The 24,080-nt window shown below is 29.9% G+C and carries 19 protein-coding genes; 6 read left to right on the forward strand and 13 right to left on the reverse strand.

From position 1 onward, the window contains the following. Positions 1-40 precede the first annotated feature (40 nt). From OD91_RS02455 to aceB, 3 genes are all read right to left on the reverse strand, one after another. Positions 41-1,387: a microtubule-binding protein gene (locus OD91_RS02455; protein ID WP_144894816.1), complete on the reverse strand. Its 1,347-nt coding sequence runs from the start codon at positions 1,385-1,387 to the stop codon at positions 41-43. Positions 1,388-1,639: 252 nt separating this feature from the next. Then, positions 1,640-3,271, reverse strand: coding sequence for an isocitrate lyase (locus tag OD91_RS02460; RefSeq protein WP_144894817.1), 1,632 nt, complete (start codon positions 3,269-3,271; stop codon positions 1,640-1,642). Between the two features lie 83 nt (positions 3,272-3,354). Next, positions 3,355-4,950 (reverse strand): malate synthase A, encoded by a 1,596-nt coding sequence (aceB, locus tag OD91_RS02465; protein ID WP_144894818.1) that lies wholly within the window; start codon positions 4,948-4,950, stop codon positions 3,355-3,357. Positions 4,951-5,079: 129 nt separating this feature from the next. On the opposite strand from aceB, the gene OD91_RS02470 reads away from it, so the two are divergent. From OD91_RS02470 to OD91_RS02490, 5 genes are all read left to right on the forward strand, one after another. Next, complete coding sequence (locus tag OD91_RS02470) at positions 5,080-6,564, forward strand: helix-turn-helix domain-containing protein (protein WP_144894819.1); 1,485 nt, start codon at positions 5,080-5,082, stop codon at positions 6,562-6,564. 38 nt (positions 6,565-6,602) lie between these two features. Continuing rightward, positions 6,603-8,231, forward strand: coding sequence for an acyl-CoA carboxylase subunit beta (locus OD91_RS02475; RefSeq protein WP_144894820.1), 1,629 nt, complete (start codon positions 6,603-6,605; stop codon positions 8,229-8,231). A 14-nt stretch (positions 8,232-8,245) separates the two neighbouring features. After that, positions 8,246-9,013 (forward strand): hypothetical protein, encoded by a 768-nt coding sequence (locus OD91_RS02480; RefSeq protein WP_144894821.1) that lies wholly within the window; start codon positions 8,246-8,248, stop codon positions 9,011-9,013. An 11-nt stretch (positions 9,014-9,024) separates the two neighbouring features. Continuing rightward, positions 9,025-9,741, forward strand: coding sequence for a YebC/PmpR family DNA-binding transcriptional regulator (locus tag OD91_RS02485; protein ID WP_144894822.1), 717 nt, complete (start codon positions 9,025-9,027; stop codon positions 9,739-9,741). Positions 9,742-9,890: 149 nt separating this feature from the next. Continuing rightward, the gene (locus OD91_RS02490) at positions 9,891-11,363 is read left to right on the forward strand and encodes a T9SS type A sorting domain-containing protein (RefSeq protein WP_144894823.1); all 1,473 of its coding nucleotides are present in this window, start codon (positions 9,891-9,893) and stop codon (positions 11,361-11,363) included. Positions 11,364-11,481: 118 nt separating this feature from the next. On the opposite strand, the gene OD91_RS02495 is transcribed toward OD91_RS02490, so the two are convergent. The 10 genes from OD91_RS02495 to OD91_RS02540 all read right to left on the reverse strand — a co-directional run bounded on the left by OD91_RS02495 (position 11,482) and on the right by OD91_RS02540 (position 21,216). Beyond that, positions 11,482-12,558, reverse strand: coding sequence for an AMP-binding protein (locus OD91_RS02495; protein ID WP_370511733.1), 1,077 nt, complete (start codon positions 12,556-12,558; stop codon positions 11,482-11,484). Beyond that, entirely contained in the window at positions 12,542-13,510 is a 969-nt protein-coding gene (locus OD91_RS02500) for a CPBP family intramembrane glutamic endopeptidase (protein WP_144894825.1), read from the reverse strand. Before OD91_RS02500 ends, OD91_RS02495 begins: the two co-directional genes overlap by 17 nt. A gap of 3 nt (positions 13,511-13,513) precedes the next feature. Next, the gene (locus OD91_RS02505) at positions 13,514-14,551 is read right to left on the reverse strand and encodes an o-succinylbenzoate synthase (RefSeq protein WP_144894826.1); all 1,038 of its coding nucleotides are present in this window, start codon (positions 14,549-14,551) and stop codon (positions 13,514-13,516) included. Positions 14,552-14,553: 2 nt separating this feature from the next. Then, positions 14,554-15,066: an SRPBCC family protein gene (locus OD91_RS02510; RefSeq protein WP_144894827.1), complete on the reverse strand. Its 513-nt coding sequence runs from the start codon at positions 15,064-15,066 to the stop codon at positions 14,554-14,556. Between the two features lie 3 nt (positions 15,067-15,069). Then, entirely contained in the window at positions 15,070-15,906 is an 837-nt protein-coding gene (locus OD91_RS02515) for a DUF4349 domain-containing protein (protein ID WP_144894828.1), read from the reverse strand. Between the two features lie 19 nt (positions 15,907-15,925). Then, a complete protein-coding gene (gene menA, locus OD91_RS02520; RefSeq protein WP_144894829.1) occupies positions 15,926-16,819 on the reverse strand; it encodes a 1,4-dihydroxy-2-naphthoate octaprenyltransferase in 894 nt (297 codons plus the stop codon). A gap of 49 nt (positions 16,820-16,868) precedes the next feature. Beyond that, positions 16,869-17,648 carry a (Fe-S)-binding protein gene (locus tag OD91_RS02525; RefSeq protein ID WP_144894830.1) on the reverse strand — a complete coding sequence of 260 codons (780 nt, stop codon included), beginning with the start codon at positions 17,646-17,648 and terminating at the stop codon, positions 16,869-16,871. A 52-nt stretch (positions 17,649-17,700) separates the two neighbouring features. After that, on the reverse strand, positions 17,701-19,017 hold the full coding sequence (locus OD91_RS02530) for a (Fe-S)-binding protein (RefSeq protein WP_144896911.1): 1,317 nt from the start codon (positions 19,015-19,017) through the stop codon (positions 17,701-17,703). Positions 19,018-19,115: 98 nt separating this feature from the next. Continuing rightward, positions 19,116-20,066, reverse strand: a complete 951-nt coding sequence (locus tag OD91_RS02535) for an MlaD family protein (protein ID WP_144894831.1) — start codon at positions 20,064-20,066, stop codon at positions 19,116-19,118. Between the two features lie 55 nt (positions 20,067-20,121). Continuing rightward, complete coding sequence (locus tag OD91_RS02540) at positions 20,122-21,216, reverse strand: N-acetylmuramoyl-L-alanine amidase (protein ID WP_144896912.1); 1,095 nt, start codon at positions 21,214-21,216, stop codon at positions 20,122-20,124. Between the two features lie 91 nt (positions 21,217-21,307). Here OD91_RS02540 and OD91_RS02545 point away from each other — a divergent pair, with 91 nt between their 5' ends. Continuing rightward, the gene (locus OD91_RS02545) at positions 21,308-23,977 is read left to right on the forward strand and encodes a putative LPS assembly protein LptD (protein WP_186434378.1); all 2,670 of its coding nucleotides are present in this window, start codon (positions 21,308-21,310) and stop codon (positions 23,975-23,977) included. Positions 23,978-24,080: the final 103 nt, after the last annotated feature.

Here is a 24,080-nt window from a genome sequence, read left to right on the forward strand (position 1 = left end):
TTGACTGCAAACTACTACTGTATAACTCTTTACTATTTTTTTAAGACAACAAATCGTCATCTCCACTTGCTTCTGGTTTTGGATTATCTGCAGGTTCTGCATCTCCGTCTGCTGGTGCATTAGGATCTGCTTTGTAATAATCTTCGAAAATCTCTTTCATATCGATTCCGTAACGGTCAGCAAAATTCTTTTGGATGTCAATATCCTTTTCTCTAATTTCTTGTAATGCTTCTGCATACGTACTATACACACCTTTCATTACTTTTTCGTGAACTGGAATGTTGTCCATCATATCTTGACGTGCTTTCGCACTTGCAGAATGCATAGAAGCTAAAGTTTCTCCGATATGTTCATCTGTTTTTACACCTAAATGTTCTAAAATTGCAGCAAATTCTTGATCTGTTCTTGCTTTTAAAGCAACAATATAACCATCATAATACTTTAATCTTTCTTCTGTGTCAGATTTTAATTTTGCTCTGTGCGTTTGCAAATTAGAACGTAAAGAAGTTAATACTTTAATGGTTAAATTATGTTTATGAACAAAACTATCTTTACTTGCTGCCAAAGTCGTATACGCATTTTTTAGACCTTCTAATTCCTCTACTTTTTGTTCTATAGTTGTTACTTTACCAATTGCTTCAGAATATTCAGTAGATTGCTTATCAGCAATTTCTTCTAACTCTTGACGAGATTGTTTTAACAACGCATACTGTTCTTCTAATTTAGATTCTACCTCTTTCTTTTTCTCTAAAGCTTTCGTATGATTTTTAGAAGCTTCTACAATAGCGCCTTTTAGTTTTTCTTCTACTTCTTTAATTTCAATTTCCCTGTTTTTCAAACGTGTAACAGCTGCTTGAGATTTAAAAGAAAGTTCGCCTAATAAAGTTTGAATATCGGCACTTTCTATACGTTGCTGAAACAATGCTTTTGCTTTATTATCTGCACCTGCACGTACTTTTTCTGCTGCTGCAAATTCTACTTCTTCTCTTTTAATTCTAGATTTTCTTCCCCATAAATTATTCCACCAAGTATCTGGTTTATTTTGCGCATCTTCTAACTCTATCCTTGCTCTTTCTAATGCTTTTTGAGCATCATCAATAACTTTTTGTTCTTCTTTATTTAAAGCTGAAAAACCTTCGAATTTTATACCAACTTCATCTTGATAGTCTGTTAAATCTTTAATAGCATCTAATAAAGAAGCTCTATCTTCTTTTGCCATATCTACAACATCATCTAATGTTGCATTTAATATTTTTTGCCTTGTTTGAGGATCATCTTCTTGCGCTAATTTAGATTTCATTGTATCTATAGCTTTACCCCAATTAACATCTACTTTCTCAGTTTTTTCGTTAGATGTAGTTTCTAATAAATCAAAATCATCAGACATATTTTTTATTTGTTTTTAAAGTTGAACAATTTTTGGAGAAGCAATTTCGTTATTTTTTTTAATTAAAACCAAATTTCTACCAGTTATATGTATTCAAACTCTTGAATTTGTTACAAAAAGTTAAAAAACATTCAAAAAAACAGGTGTTTATTTCATCTTAATATTAAGTCCTGTATAAATTCTAACAAAAAAAGGCCGTCTTAATTTCTTAAAACAACCTTTTATTAACTAACAACAATGACTTTTAATTCGTTAAGCAACTACGCTTAACCCTTCTTTAACTACAACTTTCTTTGATTTAATTTCAAACTGATTTGATGTGTTTTTTTCTCCCCCAGCTTTTAACGCTTTATCACCTGCAAAGAACGATTTATGATCATCTCCTAAATCTGAACCCGCCATTCTTTGATGTTTTACACAAGACACTCCTTTTCTTAACTCTTGTCTTTGCACACCTTTTACATACGCTAACATACCTTGCTCTCCAAAATACCCTTCAGTTAAATCATTCATATGAAGTGCAGTTGTATGGTAGGTTGGTAATGTAATTAAGTGATGAAAAATTCCTGCTTCTCTTGCTCCGTCAACCTGAAACGTTTTAATTTTATCATCTGCCCTGTGACATAATTCAGAACCGTCATATGCTTCATCCATTAAATTATTTCTATCATACTCCGTCATGTTTTCACCTTCCTCTAACATTTCATCAAATGCTTGATTTCGGAAATTTAAGGTCCAATTAAATGATGGTGAATTATTATAAACCAACTTTGCATTTGGCACAACTTCTCTAACCCTATTCACCATATGAGCAATCTGCTTTACATTCGGAGTTGGAGTTTCTATCCACAACAAATCTGCTCCATTTTGCAGACTTGTTATACAATCTAACACCACTCTATCTATATTAGAACCATCTTTAAATTTATACAATCCATTTGCTAATCTTATTGGACGATATAATTTTCCATCTCTTTTTAACAATACATCATCATCTTTTGCATCTTTAATTTTAATTTCTTCAGCATCAACAAAAGCTAAATATTGAGAAGCTAAATCTCCTGGCTCCTGACTCACAGGAAGTTTTTGAGTTAAACCCGCTCCTTCCGAATCTGTTCTCGCTACAATAATTCCATCTTCAATTCCTAATTCTAAAAAAGCATATCTCACAGCATTCAATTTTGCTATAAAATCTTCATGAGGAACTGTTACTTTTCCATCTTGATGACCACATTGTTTCGCATCTGAAACTTGATTTTCAATTTGAATTGCACAAGCACCAGCTTCGATCATCTTTTTAGCTAACAAATAAGTAGCTTCTTCGTTACCGAAACCAGCGTCTATATCAGCAATAATTGGTACAATATGAGACTCATAATTATCTATTTGATCTTGCACATTTTCTCCATTTTCTAAACGTCTAAACAAATCATTTAATTCAATTGCATCCGCTTGTTTTAAAAAATCATAGATTTCATTGATAAGCGATGGAACTGCAGTTTTTTCATGCATTGATTGATCTGGTAATGGACCAAATTCTGAACGTAATGCTGCAACCATCCATCCTGATAAATACAAGTATTTTTTATTGGTAGTTTGATGATGTTTTTTTACAGCAATCATTTTTTGTTGCGCAACAAAACCGTGCCAGCAACCAAGAGATTGTGTATATTTTGAAGAATCTGCATCATATTCTGCCATATCTTTCCTCATAATTTTAGCAGTATGTTTTGCGATATCTAAACCAGATGTAAATCTATTTTGAGCAACCATTCTTGCTGCATTTTCAGAATTAATAGAACTCCAAGTTGCTCCGTATTTCTTTTTTAAACTTCTAACTGTTTCTAATGCTGAACTGTAATTTGTTTGTGCTAAATTTTTCATAATTTTGCTTTAATTATTAATGTTATTCTAAATTTTGATAATTACGTCTCGTATACTATTGCCGTAGTTGCGAGACACTTTTTTTATATATAATTATATGCTGATAGGGTTAAAAACTCTTTATATTCTTTTGATAAAACTAATTCATCAAATAATTCAATTGCTAACTGAAACTTCCCATTGGTATAATTTTCATCTCCAACCATTTTTTTGATTTTACTTAACTCTTCTTTTTTTAATAAAAGATACATTTCAAAATCAAACTCTCTACCATCTTCTATTTGAACACCATTATGCAACCAGTGCCAAACTTGAGTTCTAGATATTTCTGCAGTTGCAGCATCTTCCATTAAATTATATAAAGCCGCAGCACCATTACCTCTCAACCAACTTTCTATATATAGAATTCCCACATTGATATTTTTTCTAATTCCTTCTTCTGTAATTGTACCTATTGGCATTTCTACCAAATCCTCTTCTGTAATATTTATATCATTTCTACCAACATGAATCTGATTCTGCGTCAACATATTTTCATTAAAAACACTCATAGCTACAGAAACTAATCCTGGATGCGCAACCCAAGTTCCATCATGCCCATTTTTAACTTCCTGTTCTTTATCTGCTAATACCTTTGCAAAAGCCAAATCATTAGCCATTTCATCATTTTTAATTGGAATCTGAGCTGCCATCCCTCCCATTGCATGTACTTTTCTTTTATGACATCGTTGAATAACTCGTAAAGAATACGCCTCCATAAAAGGTGATTTCATAGTTACTTGATCTCTATTCGGAACCATAAAGCCCTTATGATTTCTAAATTTTTTGATATAAGAAAAGATATAATCCCAACGACCACAATTTAATCCTGCCATATGATTTCTTAATTCATAAATAATTTCATCTAATTGAAAACTAGCAGTAATTGTCTCTATTAAAACAGTCGCTTTAACTGTATTCTGCGGAATGTTTAAATATTCTTGTGCAAAAACAAAAACATCATTCCAAAAACGAGCCTCTAAATAATGCTCTAATTTTGGCAAATAGAAATAGGTAGCTGAATTTTGTTCTTGCAACGTTTTAATGTTATGAAAAAAGTACAAACCAAAATCAACTAAAGATCCCGACATCGCTTCACCATCAACTGTAAGGTGCTTTTCATTTAAATGCAAACCTCTAGGCCTTACTAATAAAGTTGCTACTTCATTATTTAATTGATACGTTTTATCTTTTTTCTCATTATAAAATGAAATTGTTTTATTATTTGCATCTCGCAAATTAATTTGACCATTCAAATTATTTATAATATTTGGAGAATTACTATCCTCAAAATCTGCCATAAAAGTTTTTGCACCAGAATTCAACGCATTAATCACCATTTTTCTATCTACTGGCCCTGTAATCTCTACCCTTCTATCTAATAAATCTTCTGGCAACGGAGCACAAACCCAATCAGATTCTCTAATATTTTTTGTTTCTTCTGGAAACGAAGGATAATTACCAGCATCAAAAAAAGCTTGTTCAATTTCTCTAGTCTCCAACAACTTCAATCTTCTTTCATTGAATTTATCATGTAACGCTAACAAAAATACTTTTGCTTTGTTTGTTAAAACATCTTGATAATCATCAACACTAAAGCCCTTAAAATCAATCTTTTTTAATAAAACATCTTGTTGCATACTCTTTAATTTTTAAATTCTACTCTGCAATGATATAAATATTTTTTGAACTCCACAAGCGAACGTTCGCTAAATTATTAAAAAATATAATTTTTAACATATTCGCTAATTTATTGTATCTTTGAATTTATGACGATAGAAGACGAATACATTCGATTAATTTTCGGACTTAAACTAAAGCAGATAAGGACTGAAAAAAACCTTTCACTATTTGGTTTAGCAAAACTAACTAGCTTATCTAAATCGTATTTAAACGAGATTGAAAAAGGAAAGAAATATCCAAAAACTGATAAAATAATTTTACTTTCCGAAAGTCTAGAAGTACCATATGACCATATGGTTTCTTTAAAACTTGATAAAAACTTAGCCCCTATTGGGGAAATTTTACAATCGAAAATATTAAAAGAAATTCCTTTAGAATTATTCGGAATAAAAGAAAACAACTTAATTGATATTGTAGCAAATGCACCAGCTAAAGTTAATGCGTTTATTAGCACTATTATTAAAATTTCTCAAAACTATAATCTAACTAGAGAAAGCTTCTTCTTAGCCTCACTAAGATCTTATCAAGAAGCGCATAATAATTACTTTGATGATATTGAAAAGGATGTTGAAAAGTTTGCTGAATCCTATCACATAGATTTATCAAAAAAAATTACCCCCAAAGATTTAGAAGATATTTTAATTGAAGAATTTAACTACACCATAGACGAAAACACACTTTCTAAACATAATAATATAGGTTCGGTTAGGAATATTTTTATCCCAAAAAAGAAAGTCTTACTAATAGATAAAGATATTTCTGAAGCTCAAAAAACCTTTATTTACGGAAAAGAACTTGCCTATAACTTTTTAAAGATTGAAGATAGACTCTACACGTTTCCATGGATTAAATTTGAAAATTTCGATCAAGTTTTAAATAATTTTATTGCTTCTTATTTCGCAGGTGCTTTAATCATTCCAAGAAAAATACTTACCGAAAAACTAACTGACTTTTTTGCACAAGAAGAATGGCAACCTTTAAAACTTCATCAAATAATTAAACATTTTAATTGTTCGCAAGAGACTTTTTATCAACGCTTAACAAACATTTTACCTAAGTATTTTAATATAAAAAACCTATTCTTTTTAAGGTTTACACACAAAGAAAACTCTCCAGAATATAGATTAAGTAAAGAATTACACATTACACAACAACAAGCACCGCACGCTAACAGAAATAACGAACATTATTGTAGAAGATGGATTTCTCTTAAAACTATTGAAGATTTAGAAAAAACAGATAAAACTAGAGCTGCTTTTGGAGTTCAAATTTCCTCTTATGAAAACCAAAAGAATGAATACCTAGTACTTTCTTCCGCTACCTCAGACCCTTTTCGAAAAGAAAATAGTAGAAGCATTAGTATTGGGATGTTATTATCTCCACACTTAAAAAAGAAAATTAATTTCTTAAAAAACAACCCTTTCAATAAGAGAGAAGTTGGTGTAACTTGCGAAACTTGCTCAATTAAAAACTGTCAAGAAAGAGTTGCAGAACCAAAACGCTTAGAAAGAACAAATCGCTATAGGGAAATTGCCACTTCTGTAGAAAATATTATTAGTTCATACAGCTAAAAAATTCTTATTTTAGCAATTGAAAACTTACAATCTTTATGGATTTAAACTTCAACAAAAACGAAGATTACAATAAACTTTTAGTAGCTGATTTACGCAAGCGTTTTGCAAAAGTAAAACTAGGTGGCGGTCAAAAAAGAATTGACAAACACCACGCTAAAGCTAAAATGACAGCTCGTGAACGTGTAGATTATTTATTAGACACTGATAAAAAGTCAATAGAGATAGGAGCTTTTGCAGGAGAAGGAATGTATGAAGAACACGGCGGATGTCCTTCTGGCGGAGTTATTGTAAAAATCGGCTATATAAAAAACAAGCAATGTATTGTGGTTGCAAATGATGCAACAGTAAAAGCTGGCGCTTGGTTTCCTATCACTGGAAAAAAGAATTTACGAGCTCAAGAAATATCCATAGAAAATAAATTACCCATTATATATCTAGTTGATTCTGCTGGTGTTTATTTACCCATGCAGGATGAAATTTTTCCCGACAAAGAACATTTTGGAAGAATTTTTAGAAATAATGCTGTGATGAGCAGCATGGGAATCACTCAAATTTCCGCTGTTATGGGAAGCTGTGTAGCTGGTGGAGCCTATTTACCTATTATGAGCGATGAAGCATTAATTGTAGACAAAACGGCTAGTATTTTCTTAGCTGGAAGTTATCTTGTAAAAGCAGCCATAGGAGAATCTATTGACAACGAAACGCTTGGCGGAGCAACTACTCATTGTGAAATTTCTGGCGTTACAGATTACAAAGCTAAAGATGATAAAGACGCTTTAGATAAAATAAAATTTATTGTAGATAAAATTGGTGATGCTGATAAAGCAGGATTTAGCAAAACTGAATCTTTTCCTCCAAAAGAAAATGAAGAAGATATTTTCGGAATTCTTCCAAAAGAAAGAAATGCACAATACGATATGTTAGAAATTATCAATCGATTGGTTGATAATTCTGAATTTGAACAATATAAACAAGGCTACGGAAAAACTATTTTAACTGGTTATGCTAGAATTAATGGCTGGGCAGTTGGCATTGTTGCCAATCAACGAAAATTAGTAAAAACCAAAAAAGGAGAAATGCAGTTTGGTGGTGTAATCTATAATGATTCTGCTGATAAAGCGACACGTTTTATTGCTAATTGTAATCAGAAAAAAATTCCTTTAGTATTTTTACAAGATGTTACTGGTTTTATGGTCGGATCGAAATCTGAACACGGTGGAATTATAAAAGACGGGGCAAAAATGGTAAATGCTGTTAGTAATTCTGTTGTACCTAAATTTACTATTGTAATAGGGAATTCTTATGGTGCTGGAAATTACGCCATGTGTGGTAAAGCATATGATCCTCGTTTAATTGTTGCTTGGCCAAGCGCTGAATTAGCTGTAATGAGCGGAAATTCAGCGGCAAAAGTTTTGCTACAAATTGAAACCGCATCTTTGAAAAAACGAGGCGAAGAAATTACTCCAGAAAAAGAAGCTGAGCTGTTTGACAAAATTAAGTCACGTTATGATAATCAGATTTCTCCCTATTATGCTGCAGCAAGAATTTGGACAGATGCCGTTATAAATCCTTTAGATACCAGAACATGGATTTCTATGGGAATAGAAGCTGCAAATAATGCGCCGATTGAAAAGAAATTTAATATGGGCGTTTTACAGGTTTAAAAGTTCTATAGTATATGAAAAAAGTATTATTATTTCTTCTTTTATTAGTAGGTCAATCTCTTTATTCTCAAATAGAATTAAGGAATAATCCTTTTATTAAAGGGTTAATAGTTTTAAAAGATAATGATTCATTAAAAGGATATATTCAATTAAATGGCTCAGCATTTGATATAAGATTTAAAGATAGCTTAAAACAGAGAAAACGAAAAAAAGTAAAATATAAAAAAGTAAGAAGCATAACTATCTTTTCAGATATAAATCATACTCGAAAATTTTATTATAAAAAAACTGATCAATCAAAATTTCTACATTTTGCTGAATTAGTTCATTTTGACGAACTGAGTGTTTACATTACCTCATCTAATAAGTTAGAGTTATTTTATTTAAATAGTAAAGTTGATAGAAGGTCTGCTAATGAAATGATGAGAGATATGAAAACGGAACAATTTAAAATCACTGAAAAACTTATTGAAAATTCTAAAAACTTCAAAAGTCATTCAGAGTTTAAAAATGGTCTTTTTTCTCATTTAACTTTTAATAATAATTTTGCCTATCATTTTAAAATTGAAAGAATAGATTATTTTTTGAACAAAAAAACCGAAGATAAATTAACTTTAATAGGATCAAAAGGTAATTTTCTTTATAAAAATTTCAAAAAAACAGCATCAAAATATTTTGGAGATTGTCCTACTTTAGTCAACAAAATTCAATCAAAAGAATTCAAATTAAAACATTTACCTGAAATTTTAGAATTTTATAAGAACAACTGTAATAAAGAATAAATTAGTAAATAATGGGAAGAGCATTCGAATTTAGGAAAGCAAGAAAAATGAAACGTTGGTCTGCAATGGCAAAAACATTTACCAGAATTGGTAAAGACATTGTAATGGCTGTAAAAGAAGGTGGTCCAAGTCCAGAAACAAATTCTCGTTTACGTGCCGTAATACAAAATGCCAAGGCAGCAAACATGCCAAAAGACAATGTAGAACGCGCCATAAAAAAAGCTTCTGATAAAGATACTGCCAACTATAAGGAAACATTATTTGAAGGTTATGCACCTCATGGAATTGCCATTGTGGTAGAAACTGCAACCGATAACAATAACAGAACTGTTGCTAATGTTAGAGCTGCTTTTACAAAATGTAATGGTAATTTAGGAACTTCAGGATCTGTAGTTTTTATGTTTGACCATACCTGTAACTTTACGGTAAAAAAAGAAGATATTTCTATTGATATGGAAGAATTAGAGCTAGAACTCATAGATTTTGATGTTGAAGAAGTTTTTGTGGATGATGAAGGTGTTATTATTTATGCGCCTTTTGAACAATTTGGAGCAATTCAATCTTTCTTTGAAAAAGAAAATGTTGAAATTTTATCTTCTGGATTTGAAAGAATCCCAACCACAACAGCAAAACTTTCTGAAGAACAGCAAGCTGATGTTGAAAAACTTTTAGAAAAACTAGAAGAGGATGATGACGTACAGAATGTATACCACTCGTTGGAAATGTAATTATATATAACTCAAGCTAAATAAGATATAATAATATCAGATAAAATTTCCAATACATAAGTTAAAATTTATTATTTACACTTAAATATACCTATTAGTAGGTATTTTTAGTTAAAAAACTTTTTTTATTTTTGATATAAATATTAATAATGAAAAAAATTATAATTTTTTTATTGCTTAATTCTGTAAACTTTTATTCACAAACTAAGATTAGCGATATTCAACAACCAGAAAACTGGAGTAGATTCGGAGCAACTACCGCACTTTCTGGTGATGGAAAAATACTTGCTATAAGCTCACCGAAAACAGATGAAAGCTTAGGTATAATTAAAGTATACATAAGAGACGGTGAAAATTGGAAAGAACATGGGCAAAATATTAAAGGTAGGGAGCATTTGTCAAGTGTAAGTGAAACTTTTGGCTATCGTATGGAATTATCATACAATGGTAGTTTCCTTTTAATTTCAGACATATCTTCAGGCCATACAAAGTCGGGAAAGGTATGGGTTTTTAAGTTTAACTATACAAGTAAAACTTGGGATAAAGTTGGAGATTCTATTGTAGGAAAAAAACCTGGAGATAATTCTGGAAACAGTATAGCTATATCTAACGACGGAAAAACAATAGCTATAAGTTCACTGTATAATAAAAAGTATCAAATTGATAATGATATTATTACACCAGTACAATCTGGATATGTAAGAGTATTTAAATTAAATTCTAACGGTACAAAATATGAACTATTTGGTCAAGAAATCACAAGTATATTACCTCACTTAAAATATGGGTATTTAGACTATTTTGGATTTAGTATTTCATTATCTGGAAATGGTAATTATATTGCAATAACATCTAGAGGTTCTGTTTTTATTTATGAGTATAAACAAATTAACACTAGATGGAGTTTAAGCACTAGAATTGACAAATTAAACGAAGATGACTTTTATAGTAGAGTATGGTTATCAGAAAACGCAAAAGTTATAACTCTTGGTATGCCAGTAAATTACAAACAAAAAAATTATAAAGGATATATTGCTTCATTTAATTTTGACACAATATCAAAAATAATTACAAAAAAAGGTGTAATTATTGGAGTTGATGATTACGATTATTACGGGAACTACAACTCTTTTTCTGTATCTAGTGATGGGAATATTGTAGCAATAGGTACAAATAATAAAATTACAAGAGTTTATAATTTTCTTTCCAATGAGTGGAAATTAATTGATAATGGGATATATAATACTGCTAAAAATTTTGGATGGAGCACTTCATTATCTAAAAATGGTACTACTTTGGCAGTAGGTGCTCCTAATAAAGAAAATACTGGTTTTGTAAGCACTTACAGTACTGGTTTAACATCTTCATCTTCATATTTATCTACAAACAGTTTTACAGAAAAAAAAGTCAGTATAAGTCCAAATCCAGTTAAGAAAAAATTAAAAATTATTTTAAAAGACAATTATAAATTCCATAAATTAGAAGTAATAGATATCAATGGTAAATCTCTATTAAAAAATAATAAACCTGAAATCAATGTATCACATTTAAAACAAGGTATATATATCCTTAAAATTGATTTAAAAAATGAAATGTTATTTAAAAAAATCATCAAATTGTAGCAGTAATTTAAATAAAATCAAAAACGCATAATACAGTACATTTTAATAAAATGGAATTAATTTGATGCTGAATTTTTTTTTTAATGATAATTTATAAAAGCCTAACAATTTAAAAAAATCACACTACCAAATCCAACGTTTTATTTCGTTGGATTTTTTTTGTTTCAGTTTCTATAAAACTTTCTACAAAATAAATTTCTTTTGGTATTTCATATTGTGAAAGTGAAGTAAGGCTTTTTATATCATTTTCTACTTGAGACTTCTCTATTGAACTCGAAGTGACATTTTTTTCAATACATAGTACTAACTTTTCCCCAAACTTTTCATCTGCAATTCCAGCTACAAAAAAACGTTGATTAATAACACTTAACAACTTCTCCTCTATTTTCTCAGAATGTAATTTTATTCCCCCTGAATTAATTACATTATCAAAACGACCAAGCCACTCAAATTTTGTATCAGAAATTAATTGTACAACATCATTTGTAAAAATGATTTCATTAGATACCTTTGGAGCTTCAATCACCAAACAGTTTCGATGATCTTTATAAATACTAATACTTGGTAATGTTTGATAAAAAGATTTCTCGATTGCTCTCGAATTAACAACATTAAAATGATTTAACTTTTTGATTGCAATATGAGTAACAGTTTCCGTCATTCCGTAGGTTGCGAAAATTTGAGTTTCTGTCGATTGAATTTTATCTTTTAAACTTCTAGAAACTACTCCTCCTCCAACTATAAGCTTTCTAATAAAATGCAATTTATCTAATGAATTTTCTAACTGCATTGGTACCATCGCAGAAAAATCATATCCTGTACTATTTTCTTCTAAAGGATTTAAGCCAGGCGAAACAATATCCAATTGCCATCCTAAAGTTAAGGCTCTAACCAACATCATTTTACCAGCAATATAATCGGTAGAAAGACATAATAAAGCTTTTGTATTTTCTTTTAAATCAAAATAATCACTTGTAGTAATTGCTGAATTTATTGCAAACTCTTTTTTGACTTTAATCGGTTTTGGTTTTCCTGTAGATCCAGAGGTTTGCACTAAAATAAAATCATCTTCATTAAACCATTCTGATAAAAAAGAATAGGTAGATTCATCAACACTACTTGAATAATCGAGCAATTCTTTTACAGTAGAAAACGACTTGTTATTTAATTTAAAGGCTTTATGAAACTGATTCATATTCAGCATCTAACACTTTATAGTTTTCTTTTAAATTCAATGGCTCTTCAATCTTTCCAAAAAGCTTTTCTCTCCAATTAGACCAACCATACTTTTTTGAATAAATAAAAATAAGTAACGGATACAGTACAAAAATCGGAACAATTATCTCTAAAATTTCATTCTGTCCATTTTCTATTGTTGACATAAAAATTGCATCTGTTTGTAAAGCAGACCATTTAGAAGTCACTAAAATTGCGGCTAACAAATTATTTCCAAAATGAAAACCTAACGCCAATTCTAAACCATCATCCATCAAAGTCATAATTCCCAAAATCAAACCTGTTCCAATATAAAAAACCATAATTATTGGTCCTAATTCTTCTACTTCTGGATTTGCGCCATGCATTAATCCAAATAAAACTGAAGTCACAATTAGCGGAAACCATTTATTTTTCACAAACACACCAATATGCTGCATTAAATATCCTCGAAATAAATACTCTTCTAAACCTATTTGCAAGGGAAACAACAACAAACTTATCAATACTAAAATTGTGAATTTTACCACATCAAATTGCAAAACAACCTCTTCTGGAGCAATTATATAATTAATAGCAAAAAGAATTAAAGTAACCGTTGTTATCAGAAAAAAGGAAAATGCTACCCTTTTCCAATCTATTTTCCTCCTTGCTGTTGTTAAAGATTTCACACTTCTCTCATGCATAAATTTCACCAATAAAAACAACAACCCTAACAATAAAGCAAAAGGCAATAAATTCATTGCTAGCCAAAAATTTTTGCTTGGAATTAATTCCATTAATTTTTGCTGTTCCTCTATAGCATTAAAATCTTCAGCAAAGAACAACAAATAAATGATGTTTCCTATAAACAATCCTCCTACTAGAATTATTGTTATTAAAAACATCCACCACTTATTTTGCCCTTTATATGCTTGTTGTATATAATTCATATTCTATAAATTAAAATTCCATTTTTCTGTTGGATGATAGTGCAATGTACCATTTTTTACTCGTAAAGGAGATTCAAAATTATTGGTAAATAAACTTCCAGTACCTAAACCCTGAGGCATTTTATTTTGTAACGTATGTGTAAATTGAGCAATAGCATTTAACCCAACATTACTTTCTAAAGCTGATGTTACCCACCAACCAACACTTTGCTTATTAGCTATTTCTATCCACTTTTTACTTCCTGAAAACCCACCTATTAAACTTGGTTTTAGGATTATGTATTGCGGTTTTATTATTTCTATTAATTGTTGCTTTTTGTCTTGTGAAAATACACCAATCAACTCTTCATCTAATGCTATAGGTAGTGAAGTTTTGGAACACAAATTAGCCATTTCTTCAATCTGACCTTGCCTGATAGGCTGCTCAATTGAATGAATTTCTAAATCAGATAATATTTTTAACTTTTCTAAAGCATTTTTTGGTTCAAAAGCTCCGTTAGCATCAACACGTAATTCAATTTCTGATTTAGTAAATTCTTTTCGTATTGATTTTAATAATTCAATTTCTGTATTAAAATCAATGGCCCCAATCTTCATTTTAATACAAGAAAAACCATTTTCAATCTTTTCTTTGATTTGGTTTTTCATAAACTGTTGATTGCCCATCCAGACCAAACCGTTTATAGAAATTGATTGTTTCCCTTTTGTAAATTCTGAAGGAAATAATTCAAATGATGTTTTACTTTCTAGTGATAAAAAAGCCTGTTCTAATCCAAATTGGATACTTGGAAACTCAACGAGTTTTAACAATAATTTTTCTAGACCAAGAATAATGTTTTTACAAGCCCATTTTAATTTTTCTTCATAATCATGAACATCATCAATACTTAAACCTTGAAACAAACCTGTTTCTCCAACACCTATTTTTCCATCTTTTTTTAAGATGATAAACCAAGTTTCTTTGGTTCTTAAAATTCCACGAGAAGTTCCACTTGGGCTTTTAAAATTTAAAATATATTTATGATAACTGGCAGTAATCAAAATTAATTTTCTGCTAATTTCTTAAAACTATTCATATATTCTTGACTTTGTTTTTCAAACATTCCTTTAAAATAGGGAAACAAACATGCCATCATGTAAGATTTACTTTTTACTGTAGAATGTTGAATCATTTTTGTAGCACTTCCGTTTGATGTAAAATTAAAATCATCAACTTTTAGCATTTGATCAGAATCGAATTGAAAGGTCATTTTTTCATTTTCTACATAGGCTAATATTTTTTCAATCATCACCATATCTTGACCTTGATTATCAACAATCATTTTATATGTACTACCAATTCTCCCTTCTTTTTCTTCAATAGGATCAAAAGATTTAACTTCTGGCAACCATTTTTTTAACGTTTCAGGATTAACAAAAAAGGCAAAAACCTCATCAATCGGTTTATTAATTTCTACCTCTGATGTATATGCAGTTTCTTTTACAATTAATCCTGTAGCAAAAAAGATAATAACTAAGGCTGTAATAATTCCTAAAATAATTTTAATAGCTTTCATTCTTTATTTATTTTTTCTTTTGCGTCTCCATTTTCTAAACAAATAAAACACCATAAAACCAATAATTATAAATGGCCAAATATTTATGACACCTATAAAAAATGATTTTAAATTATTAAATCCATTTTTAAAACCTTCTTTTATTTTTCTTCCAAAACTAGTTTGATTTGCTTCTAATTTATAAAAAGTAATATTTAAAGTAGAAAATGACACTTGATTAGATAAATACTTTAACCGACCTTCTGTAGACTCAATATCTTGTCTTAACTTTCCTAGCTCTCTTTCTACATCTAAAATTTCTCTAACAGTTTTAGCCTTCTGAAGAATTTCTAGGTATTTATTTTCAAGTTTTTTCTTATTCTTTAATCTAGACTCAATATCTAAAAACTGCTCGGTTACATCTCTAATATTGATATTTTTATTATCAAATCGCTCTATACCTTTTGATATTTCTGATAAAAAAACATCAAAACTTTCAGAAGGAATTCTAACATTAATTGTACTACTTATTCTATCATCAGATTTATGTTCATTGTCCGAAGAAATGTACCCTTTATAAGTTTTTACGTTATCGTTTATAGTTTCTTTTGTTTTAGCTAAATCATATGTTTCAAAAGCTACATAACCGTTTTTAATAAGTTTTTTACTTAAACCTTGGTCAGTTGTCCTTCCATTATTTACACTTCCTTCTGAAGCCCTTTGTTTACTTAAACCTTTTAAAGAAACAAAACTATTAATTTCATCAGATTCTAAATTTGCTGAACCTAAATTTTCATTCTGATTATTTCCACATGAAAATAGCAGGCTACAAATTATAACTAATTTTAATATATATTTCATGATGATTTTTCTTTTCAATTTACAAAACTTGTGCCAACCCAAAAAGGATTGCAAATAAAAATGTGCTTAAGGCTACTTTTTTTAGCTCACCATCTAACTCAGAAAAAATAATGTTTTTAGCAACTATTTTAATATTTAAAAACAACGGAATAAAAGCTATCAAAAACAAATATTGAAATGGTGATTGATAATTTAATTGCACATAAGTTATTGCCGAAATTAATGCTCCAATTATTAAACAATAATGATAGATTTTAGCTTTCTGACTTCCTAATTTTACCACCAACGTATTTTTATTATTTCTTTTATCTTCAATTTGATCACGCATATTGTTTAAATTCAAAACAGCAGCGCTTAACAAACCAATTGAAATTGCAGGTAAGAATATCTGCAAATTAATATCCTTTGTAAATAAAAAACAGCTACCAACAACACTTAACAATCCAAAGAAAATAAACACAAAAAAATCACCTAAACCAGAATATCCATATGCTGATTTACCAACTGTATATTTTATTGCCGCTGCAATAGAAGCGATTCCTAATAAAAAAAAGAGTACTGAATACTCAAAATTTTCTTTACCAAAAGCAACATAAATTAATAATAAAGCAATCACCAAAGTTATGATAGTAGTAACCATCATAGCAAATTTCATTTGCTTAGGAGATATTGCTCCAGAAGCCACCATTCTTTCCTCTCCTTCTCTATTATCATCAGTTCCTTTTATTCCATCTCCATAATCATTTGCAAAATTGGATAATACTTGAAATCCGATTGTCGTTAAAATGGCTAAAACACAAATAACCCAATTAAATAGATTATGGGGTACCGACAAAAAACTACCAACAATAATTCCAGAAACAGATAATGGTAAAGTTCTTAAACGAGCCGCTTTTATATAGTTATTAATCATTTTTAAATGAGATTCCCGCTTTCGCGGGAATGACAATTTCGTTTATTTTTTATAAATTATTTGCTTCTGCAATGAGCTCTGCTATGTCTTGTACTTTTACTTGACTTTCTTTTTCTTTAAATTTAATTCCGTCTGTCATCATCGTATTACAATATGGGCAACCTGTTGCAATAATCTGAGGCTTTGTTTCCAAAGCATCTTCTGTACGCAACACGTTAATATCCTTATCACCTTTTTCGGGTTCTTTAAACATTTGTGCCCCGCCAGCACCACAACATAAAGCTGTTGCTTTACTACGTTTCATTTCTGTTAAATTAACGCCTAATCGCCTTATTAAATCTCTTGGAGATTCATATACTTCATTTGCTCTTCCTAAATAACATGGATCGTGATATGTTAATCTTTTTCCTTTTAGATTAGTATCATCTACAGTTAATTTCCCTTCATCAATTAATTTTTTGATGAACTGCGTATGATGATACACTTTATATTTTCCTCCTAAAGATGGATATTCATTTTTTAATGTATTAAATGAATGTGGATCGCATGTTACAATGGTTTTTACTTCGTAACCGTTTAAAACTTCGATATTCATCATTGCCTGCATTTGAAACAAAAACTCGTTTCCTGCTCTTTTTGCTGCATCACCAGTAGAACTTTCTTCTGCACCTAACACTGCAAAATCTACATTTGCCTGATGTAAAATTTTCACAAAAGCTCTTGATATTTTTTTAGCCCTGTCATCATAACTTCCTGCAGCGCCGACCCAAAACAACACTTCTGGTTGCTTTCCTTGAGCCATCATTTCTGCCATTGTTGGTACGTTCATGTTTTTTAGTTTTTTAAGACTTCTCGACTGCGCTCGAAGTGACATTAAAATTTTATTCTTCGTCTTTCCAGTTTAATCTATCTTGTTGATTGTATTGCCAAGGCGCTCCATTATTTTCAATATTCGTCATCATCATATTTAATTCTTGTGGCGCAGCAGATTCTTCCATTACCAAATAACGTCTCATATCTGTAATGATAGACAATGGATCTATACCAATAGGACATTCTTCTACACAAGCATTACAACTTGTACAAGCCCATAATTCTTCTGGTGTAATATAATCGTTTAACAACTGCTTTCCGTCATCTTTAAAAGAACCTCCATTTGCATCAATATTATTCCCCACTTCTTCTAAACGATCTCTCGTTTTCATCATAATATTTCTTGGAGACAATTCTTTACCTGTCAAATTTGCTGGACAAGAAGAAGTACAACGCCCACATTCCGTACAGGTATAGGAATTCATTAATTGCACCCAATTTAAATCGGTAACATCGGATGCTCCAAATTTTTCTGGTACTGTTTCTTCTGCACCTTCCGCTGGAGCAGCATAAGGGTCTGCACTTGGATCCATCATTAATTTCACTTCATTAGTAACTGACTCTAAATTATCGAATTGTCCTTTAGGATTTATATTCGCATAAAACGTATTCGGAAAAGCTAATAAAATATGTAAATGCTTCGAATAATATAAATAATTTAAGAAAACTAAAATTCCTAAAATATGAATCCACCAAGCAGTTTTTTCTATTGTATGTATTGTTTCTGTAGAGAAATCACTAAACCAAGGTGCTACAAATTGACTTATTGGATTCCCAATACCAGCTTCTTGAAAAGGAATATCTGTAGCATTCATAATTATGAATAAAGACATTAAAACCATTTCGAAATACAGAATAAAGTTTCCGTCATTCTTTGGCCAACCTTTCATTTCTTTACTCAAAAACCTTTTAATATTCGCTAAATTTCTTCGCAACCAAAAGATTATTACAGAGACAAAAACTAATGCTGCCAAAATTTCGAAAGTTCCAATTAAGAAAGCATATAGATTATTACCTAGTATAGGTTGGAAAACTCTATGCGTTCCAAAAAGTCCATCAATAATAATTTCTAATACTTCAATATTAATAATGACAAACCCTACATAAACTACAATATGCAAAAACCCAGCAAATGGTCTTTTTATCATTTTTGATTGCCCTAAAGCTATCATTGCCATATTTTTCCAACGTTGTGATTTATTATCTGATCTATCTATATCTTTTCCTAGATTAATATTTCTAATTAATTTGCGAACATTCATCACAAAAAAACCAATTCCAAAGATTAAAGCTAAGGCAAAAAATAGGTTTGGTAAGTATTGCATCATATTAAAGTAAGTATAATTTCGTCCTTAAAATTAAGGTAATTTTAGAACTTTTAAAAGGATTGATTTATAAACAATCAATTTTACTGATTTAGTATTTAATTTTTAATCTCTTCTGGCTTATATCCTTTTGCTTTTTTTCCAAATAATGAAAAATGTACAAATCTTTTCGGATTCAATTTCATTTCACGAAGCAATTCTTCTAATTCTTTTGATGCATTGGTAAGATTATTATACATAGCATCATCATTCATTAGCTTACCTAAGGAACCTTTATTATCACTAGCCTTAGCTAATAAAGAATTTACGTTTTCCAATGTACTTTCAAGTTTCTTAATAGTTCCAGAAAAATTAACTTTTGCTAAATCTTCAGAAACTTTAGAGAAATTATCAATAATGTTTTTAGTATTACTAAGAGTTTCTTCTAGTTTAGATTTATTTTTATCAATTAATGAGTTTGTATTTTTAATTGTATTTCTAACATCTAAAGTGATCGATTCTAAACTCAATATTGTATTATTCAAGCTTTTTCTCGCTTTTGCATTCATTACAGTATTAAAACCAACTAATAAAGAATCTGCACTAACAATTACATTTTCCAGTTTTGCTTGAAGTGGATTCAATTTTTGACCTACTGATGAAAATATATCAGATTCAATTTCACCTTTTAAATAATCACCAGAAACAGCCGATTCTCCTTCATATGAAGGGATAATTGCAAGATTCTGCCCTCCCATTAAACTAGCTGAATAAATTTTAGCTAAACTATTTTTAGAAAAACTAAAATCATTATCTACTGCCAGCTCAACTACTAAACTACCTCTTTTATCTGGTTTATCATTAAAACGAACACCAACAACTCTACCAACCTGTAATCCATTAATGGTCACCAAACTAGACTCATTCAATCCTTGAATACTATTATATTCCACAAAGAATTTTCTAGTTGAAGAGTTAAAAAAATCTTCTCCTTTTAAGAAACTATACCCCCAAATAAACAATGCAATAATAATTACTGCAATAGCACCTGTTTTGAGTTCTTTAGACATAAATACTTTTATTTATAACAATATTACTAATTATTTTTGGGAGAATATATCTAAATCACTGCAATTTTAGTGCGTTAGATACTGTAATTTTTTCTCCATTTTTATAAGCGACTATAAAAGCTGAAGTATATCCTTTTTTCTTAACTGTTGTTAAAGACGTTTTTACATCTTTATATTGAGATGATTTTCCGTAATAATATTTATAAAAACTCCCAACTTTTATTCGTTCAACATTTTTTAATCCTTTAAAATTGTAAGATTTTGTGGGTATTTTACTTCTACCTGAAGCGATCTGGACTTTATACTCCACTAAGTCTTTAACTACTGCTTCGGATATTTGAACTGTATTTAATTTAATTCTATTAAAATATTTTCTTACCGCTGCTGCAATAGCTTTTGCCATTTGTCTTTGACCTGTTTTAGAATTTAGATATTTCCCTTCTTTTTTATTGGTTAAAAAACCTAACTCTACCAAAACACTTGGCATAATAGTTTCTCTTAAAACTTGAAAATTATCTTGTCGTACTTTTCTATCTAAACGTTTTAATTGACCAGTAAAGTTATCTTGTAATAAACTAGCAATTTCTAAACTTTTATCAAGATTCTCTTCTTGTAATAATGATAATCCTATAACCGACTCTGCAGAATTAGGATCAAAACCTTTATATTTTTCTTTATAGTTTTTTTCTTTTAAAATTGCAGCATTTTCTCTCTTTGCTACTTCTAAGTTTTTTTGATTCCCTCTAAGTCCAAGCACAAATGTTCCTGCTCCATGCGCCGCAGGTCTTGGCGTATAAGAATCACAGTGAATAGACACAAATAAATCTGCTTTCGCTTTATTTGCTATTTCACCTCTTTTCCATAATGGCGGATAAGAATCATTCTTTCTTGTATAAATTACCTTTATATCTTTATTCTTAGCTAAACTTTGACCAACTAATAGTGTAACTTTAAGTGCAATCTTTTTTTCAACATACCCATTTCCTAAATTTCCAGAGTCATGACCACCATGACCAGCATCTAGTACTACTACATACTTTTTTTTCTGAGCAAACGTTTTACTAGAAACAGAAAGTAAAAAATAGCTTAAGACAAAAAGAAATATTATTTTCAGTTTGGTACTAAATTTGTGGAAAAGTAAGAATCGTATCAACAAAATTTAAGTAATTTTGGCATTTCATATTTGGCTCTTCAATAATTGAGCCATATTTTTACCTAACACAAAAATAGTATTTAAAGCATTGCAATCAAATATATCTTCATATATACTTTTAATTTTTTGTTTTATTTCGCTACAAAATACTTTCGCACAAAAAAATAGCACAAAAAAAGATACCATAACCAGTATAAAAAAAGACAGTATTCTTTTAAAAACTAACGATACTATTAAAAAGGATACTATAGTAAAAAAGCAGCAAAAAATTACTGATATTATTAAACATGATGCTAAAGATTATAAAATCAGTAATACTAAAAACAAAACGCTTACCTTATATAATGAGGCTCAGATAAAATATACTGATATTGACTTAAAAGCTGGAATTATTATTATTAATTATGATAAAAACACATTATTTGCAAAAGGTATAAAAGACAGTACGGGCTATCAACAAAAACCCATTTTCATACAAGGTGGACAAGAATCTGAGCAAGACTCATTGCTTTATAATTTTAAATCTAAACGTGCTCTAATCTATGGTTTAAAATCTCAACAAGGAGAAATGATTACCTATGGAGAAAAGACCAAACGTGTTAACGATTCAACTATTTATATTAGAAAAATTAGGTTTACTACTTCAGAAAAGAAAAACCCAGATTATTATATTGCAACCGAAAAAGCAAAATTAGTTCCTGGTAAAAAAATAATTGTCGGTTTAAGTAATTTAGTTGTTGCAGATGTTCCAACACCTTTCTTTTTACCTTTCGCATATTTCCCTCAAAGTGAAAAAAGTATTTCTGGATTTATTTTCCCAACTTTTGACACAGGAAGTACTAGTAGAGGAATTGGTTTTCAAAATGGTGGATATTATTTTGCAATTAGTGACTATTTTGATTTAACACTACAAGGTGATGCTTACTCTAACGGAACCTGGGGTTTTAGAGCTGCCACCAACTATAAAAAAAGATATAAGTTTAATGGAAATTTCAGTTTTAGATACGAAAACACGTTAAATAGCATTAAAGGTTTTGCCGACTACTCTAAATCTACAAATTACAATATTAACTGGAGACATTCTCAAGACACAAAAGCGAGTCCAAATGCACGTTTTTCTGCTTCTGTAAACATAGGAAGCAGCACTTATTTTAGAGAGTCTATTAATGAATTTAACAATTCACAATTTTTAAATAACAATAGAAGTTCTTCTGTTTCTTTTTACAAAAAATTTGTTGGCACACCGTTTAACATGAATGTGTTAATGACCCACAATCAAAACATTAGTTCAGAAAACACCGATGAGAACAATATCAACTTGACCTTACCTTCTCTACAAGTGAATATGGAAAGGGTTTATCCTTTTGCTGGAAAGGGTGGAGTAAAAAAGAATCCAATTCAAAAAATGGGTTTTAATTATAGCATGCAAGGTCAATACTTAATAAAAACTAATGATGAAGATTTCTTTACAGCTGCAATGTTTAAAACAGCTAAAGCAGGAATCGTTCATAATACCGGTACAAATACAAATATTAGAGCATTTAAGTATTTCACTTTGTCACCGAGCATATCCTATAAAGAAGTTTGGAATTTTGATTATACTCAAAAAAGGTTTGATGAAACGATAACTGATACAAATGGAAATATAGTTGGAGGTATAGTAAAAGATACTGTTAGAGGATTTAAGAGTTTTAGAGAATATAATACTGGCGTAAGTTTATCAACTAATATTTACGGAACTTTCAACTTTAAAAAAGGACGATTAAAAGCAATACGCCATACAATAAGACCTTCTATTTCTTATGGTTATAGACCAAATTTTGCAAGAAAATACGAACAACAAATACAATCTAATCTAGCTGCAACAGAATTTGAAACGTATTCTCCTTTTGAAGATGGAATGTATGGATCACCTGGTGCTGGATTAAGTAATTCAATAGGAATTTCCGTAAACAATGTTTTAGAAGCTAAAGTAGCACCAAAAGACCCTGACAGTGATAAAGAAGATGAAAAAGTAATGATTCTTAACAATCTAAACTTTAGCACATCTTATAATATTGCAGCTGATAGTCTACGATGGTCTAATGTAAATGTTTCAGCTGGAACACGTTTATTTAAAGATAAAATGGCGTTAAATTTAGGCGCAACATTAAATCCATACCAAGTAAATGCTCAAGGTGTCACTATTAATAAATACAACCCAAATGTTTTTAGAGTCCAAAATGTAAACATTACTGCAAACTATTCACTTTCTAGTAAAGATTTTGAAAAAAAGGATGATAAAAAAAATAGTCAAGGAAATGGAGCTCAAAATACACCAGATATTCTAGGTGAAGAGATTCAACCTTCTAATACTTTTTCTCAATCTTCACAAAATAACACTGACACAAAAGACAAAAAAGCAAAATTATATTTTGCTGATATTCCTTGGTCTATAAACTTTGCTTATTCTACATCGTATTCTAATAATGGTTATCAAAATATCGGAATACAGAATCATACACTAATGTTTAGCGGAAGTTTTGAGTTAACTCCAAAATGGAAAGTAGGTTTTAATTCTGGATATGATATTAAAGATGGTGCCTTTACTTATTCAAGGTTTAATTTTGCTCGAGATTTAGATAGTTGGCAATTTAATTTTAACTGGGTTCCCTTTGGATTAAACTCTTCTTACACATTTTTTATTGGGGTAAAATCTTCTATTTTACAAGATTTAAAGTGGGATAAAAATAAGCCGCCAGATAGACGACTGTTTTAAGCTGTAGACAGTTAGACAGTAGACAGTAGACAGTAGACAGTAGACAGTAGACAGTAGACAGTAGACAAAATTAAAAACTTTGAAACTTTGAAACTTTGAAACT

Source organism: Lutibacter sp. Hel_I_33_5 (assembly GCF_007827455.1).
Lineage (GTDB): Bacteria > Bacteroidota > Bacteroidia > Flavobacteriales > Flavobacteriaceae > Polaribacter.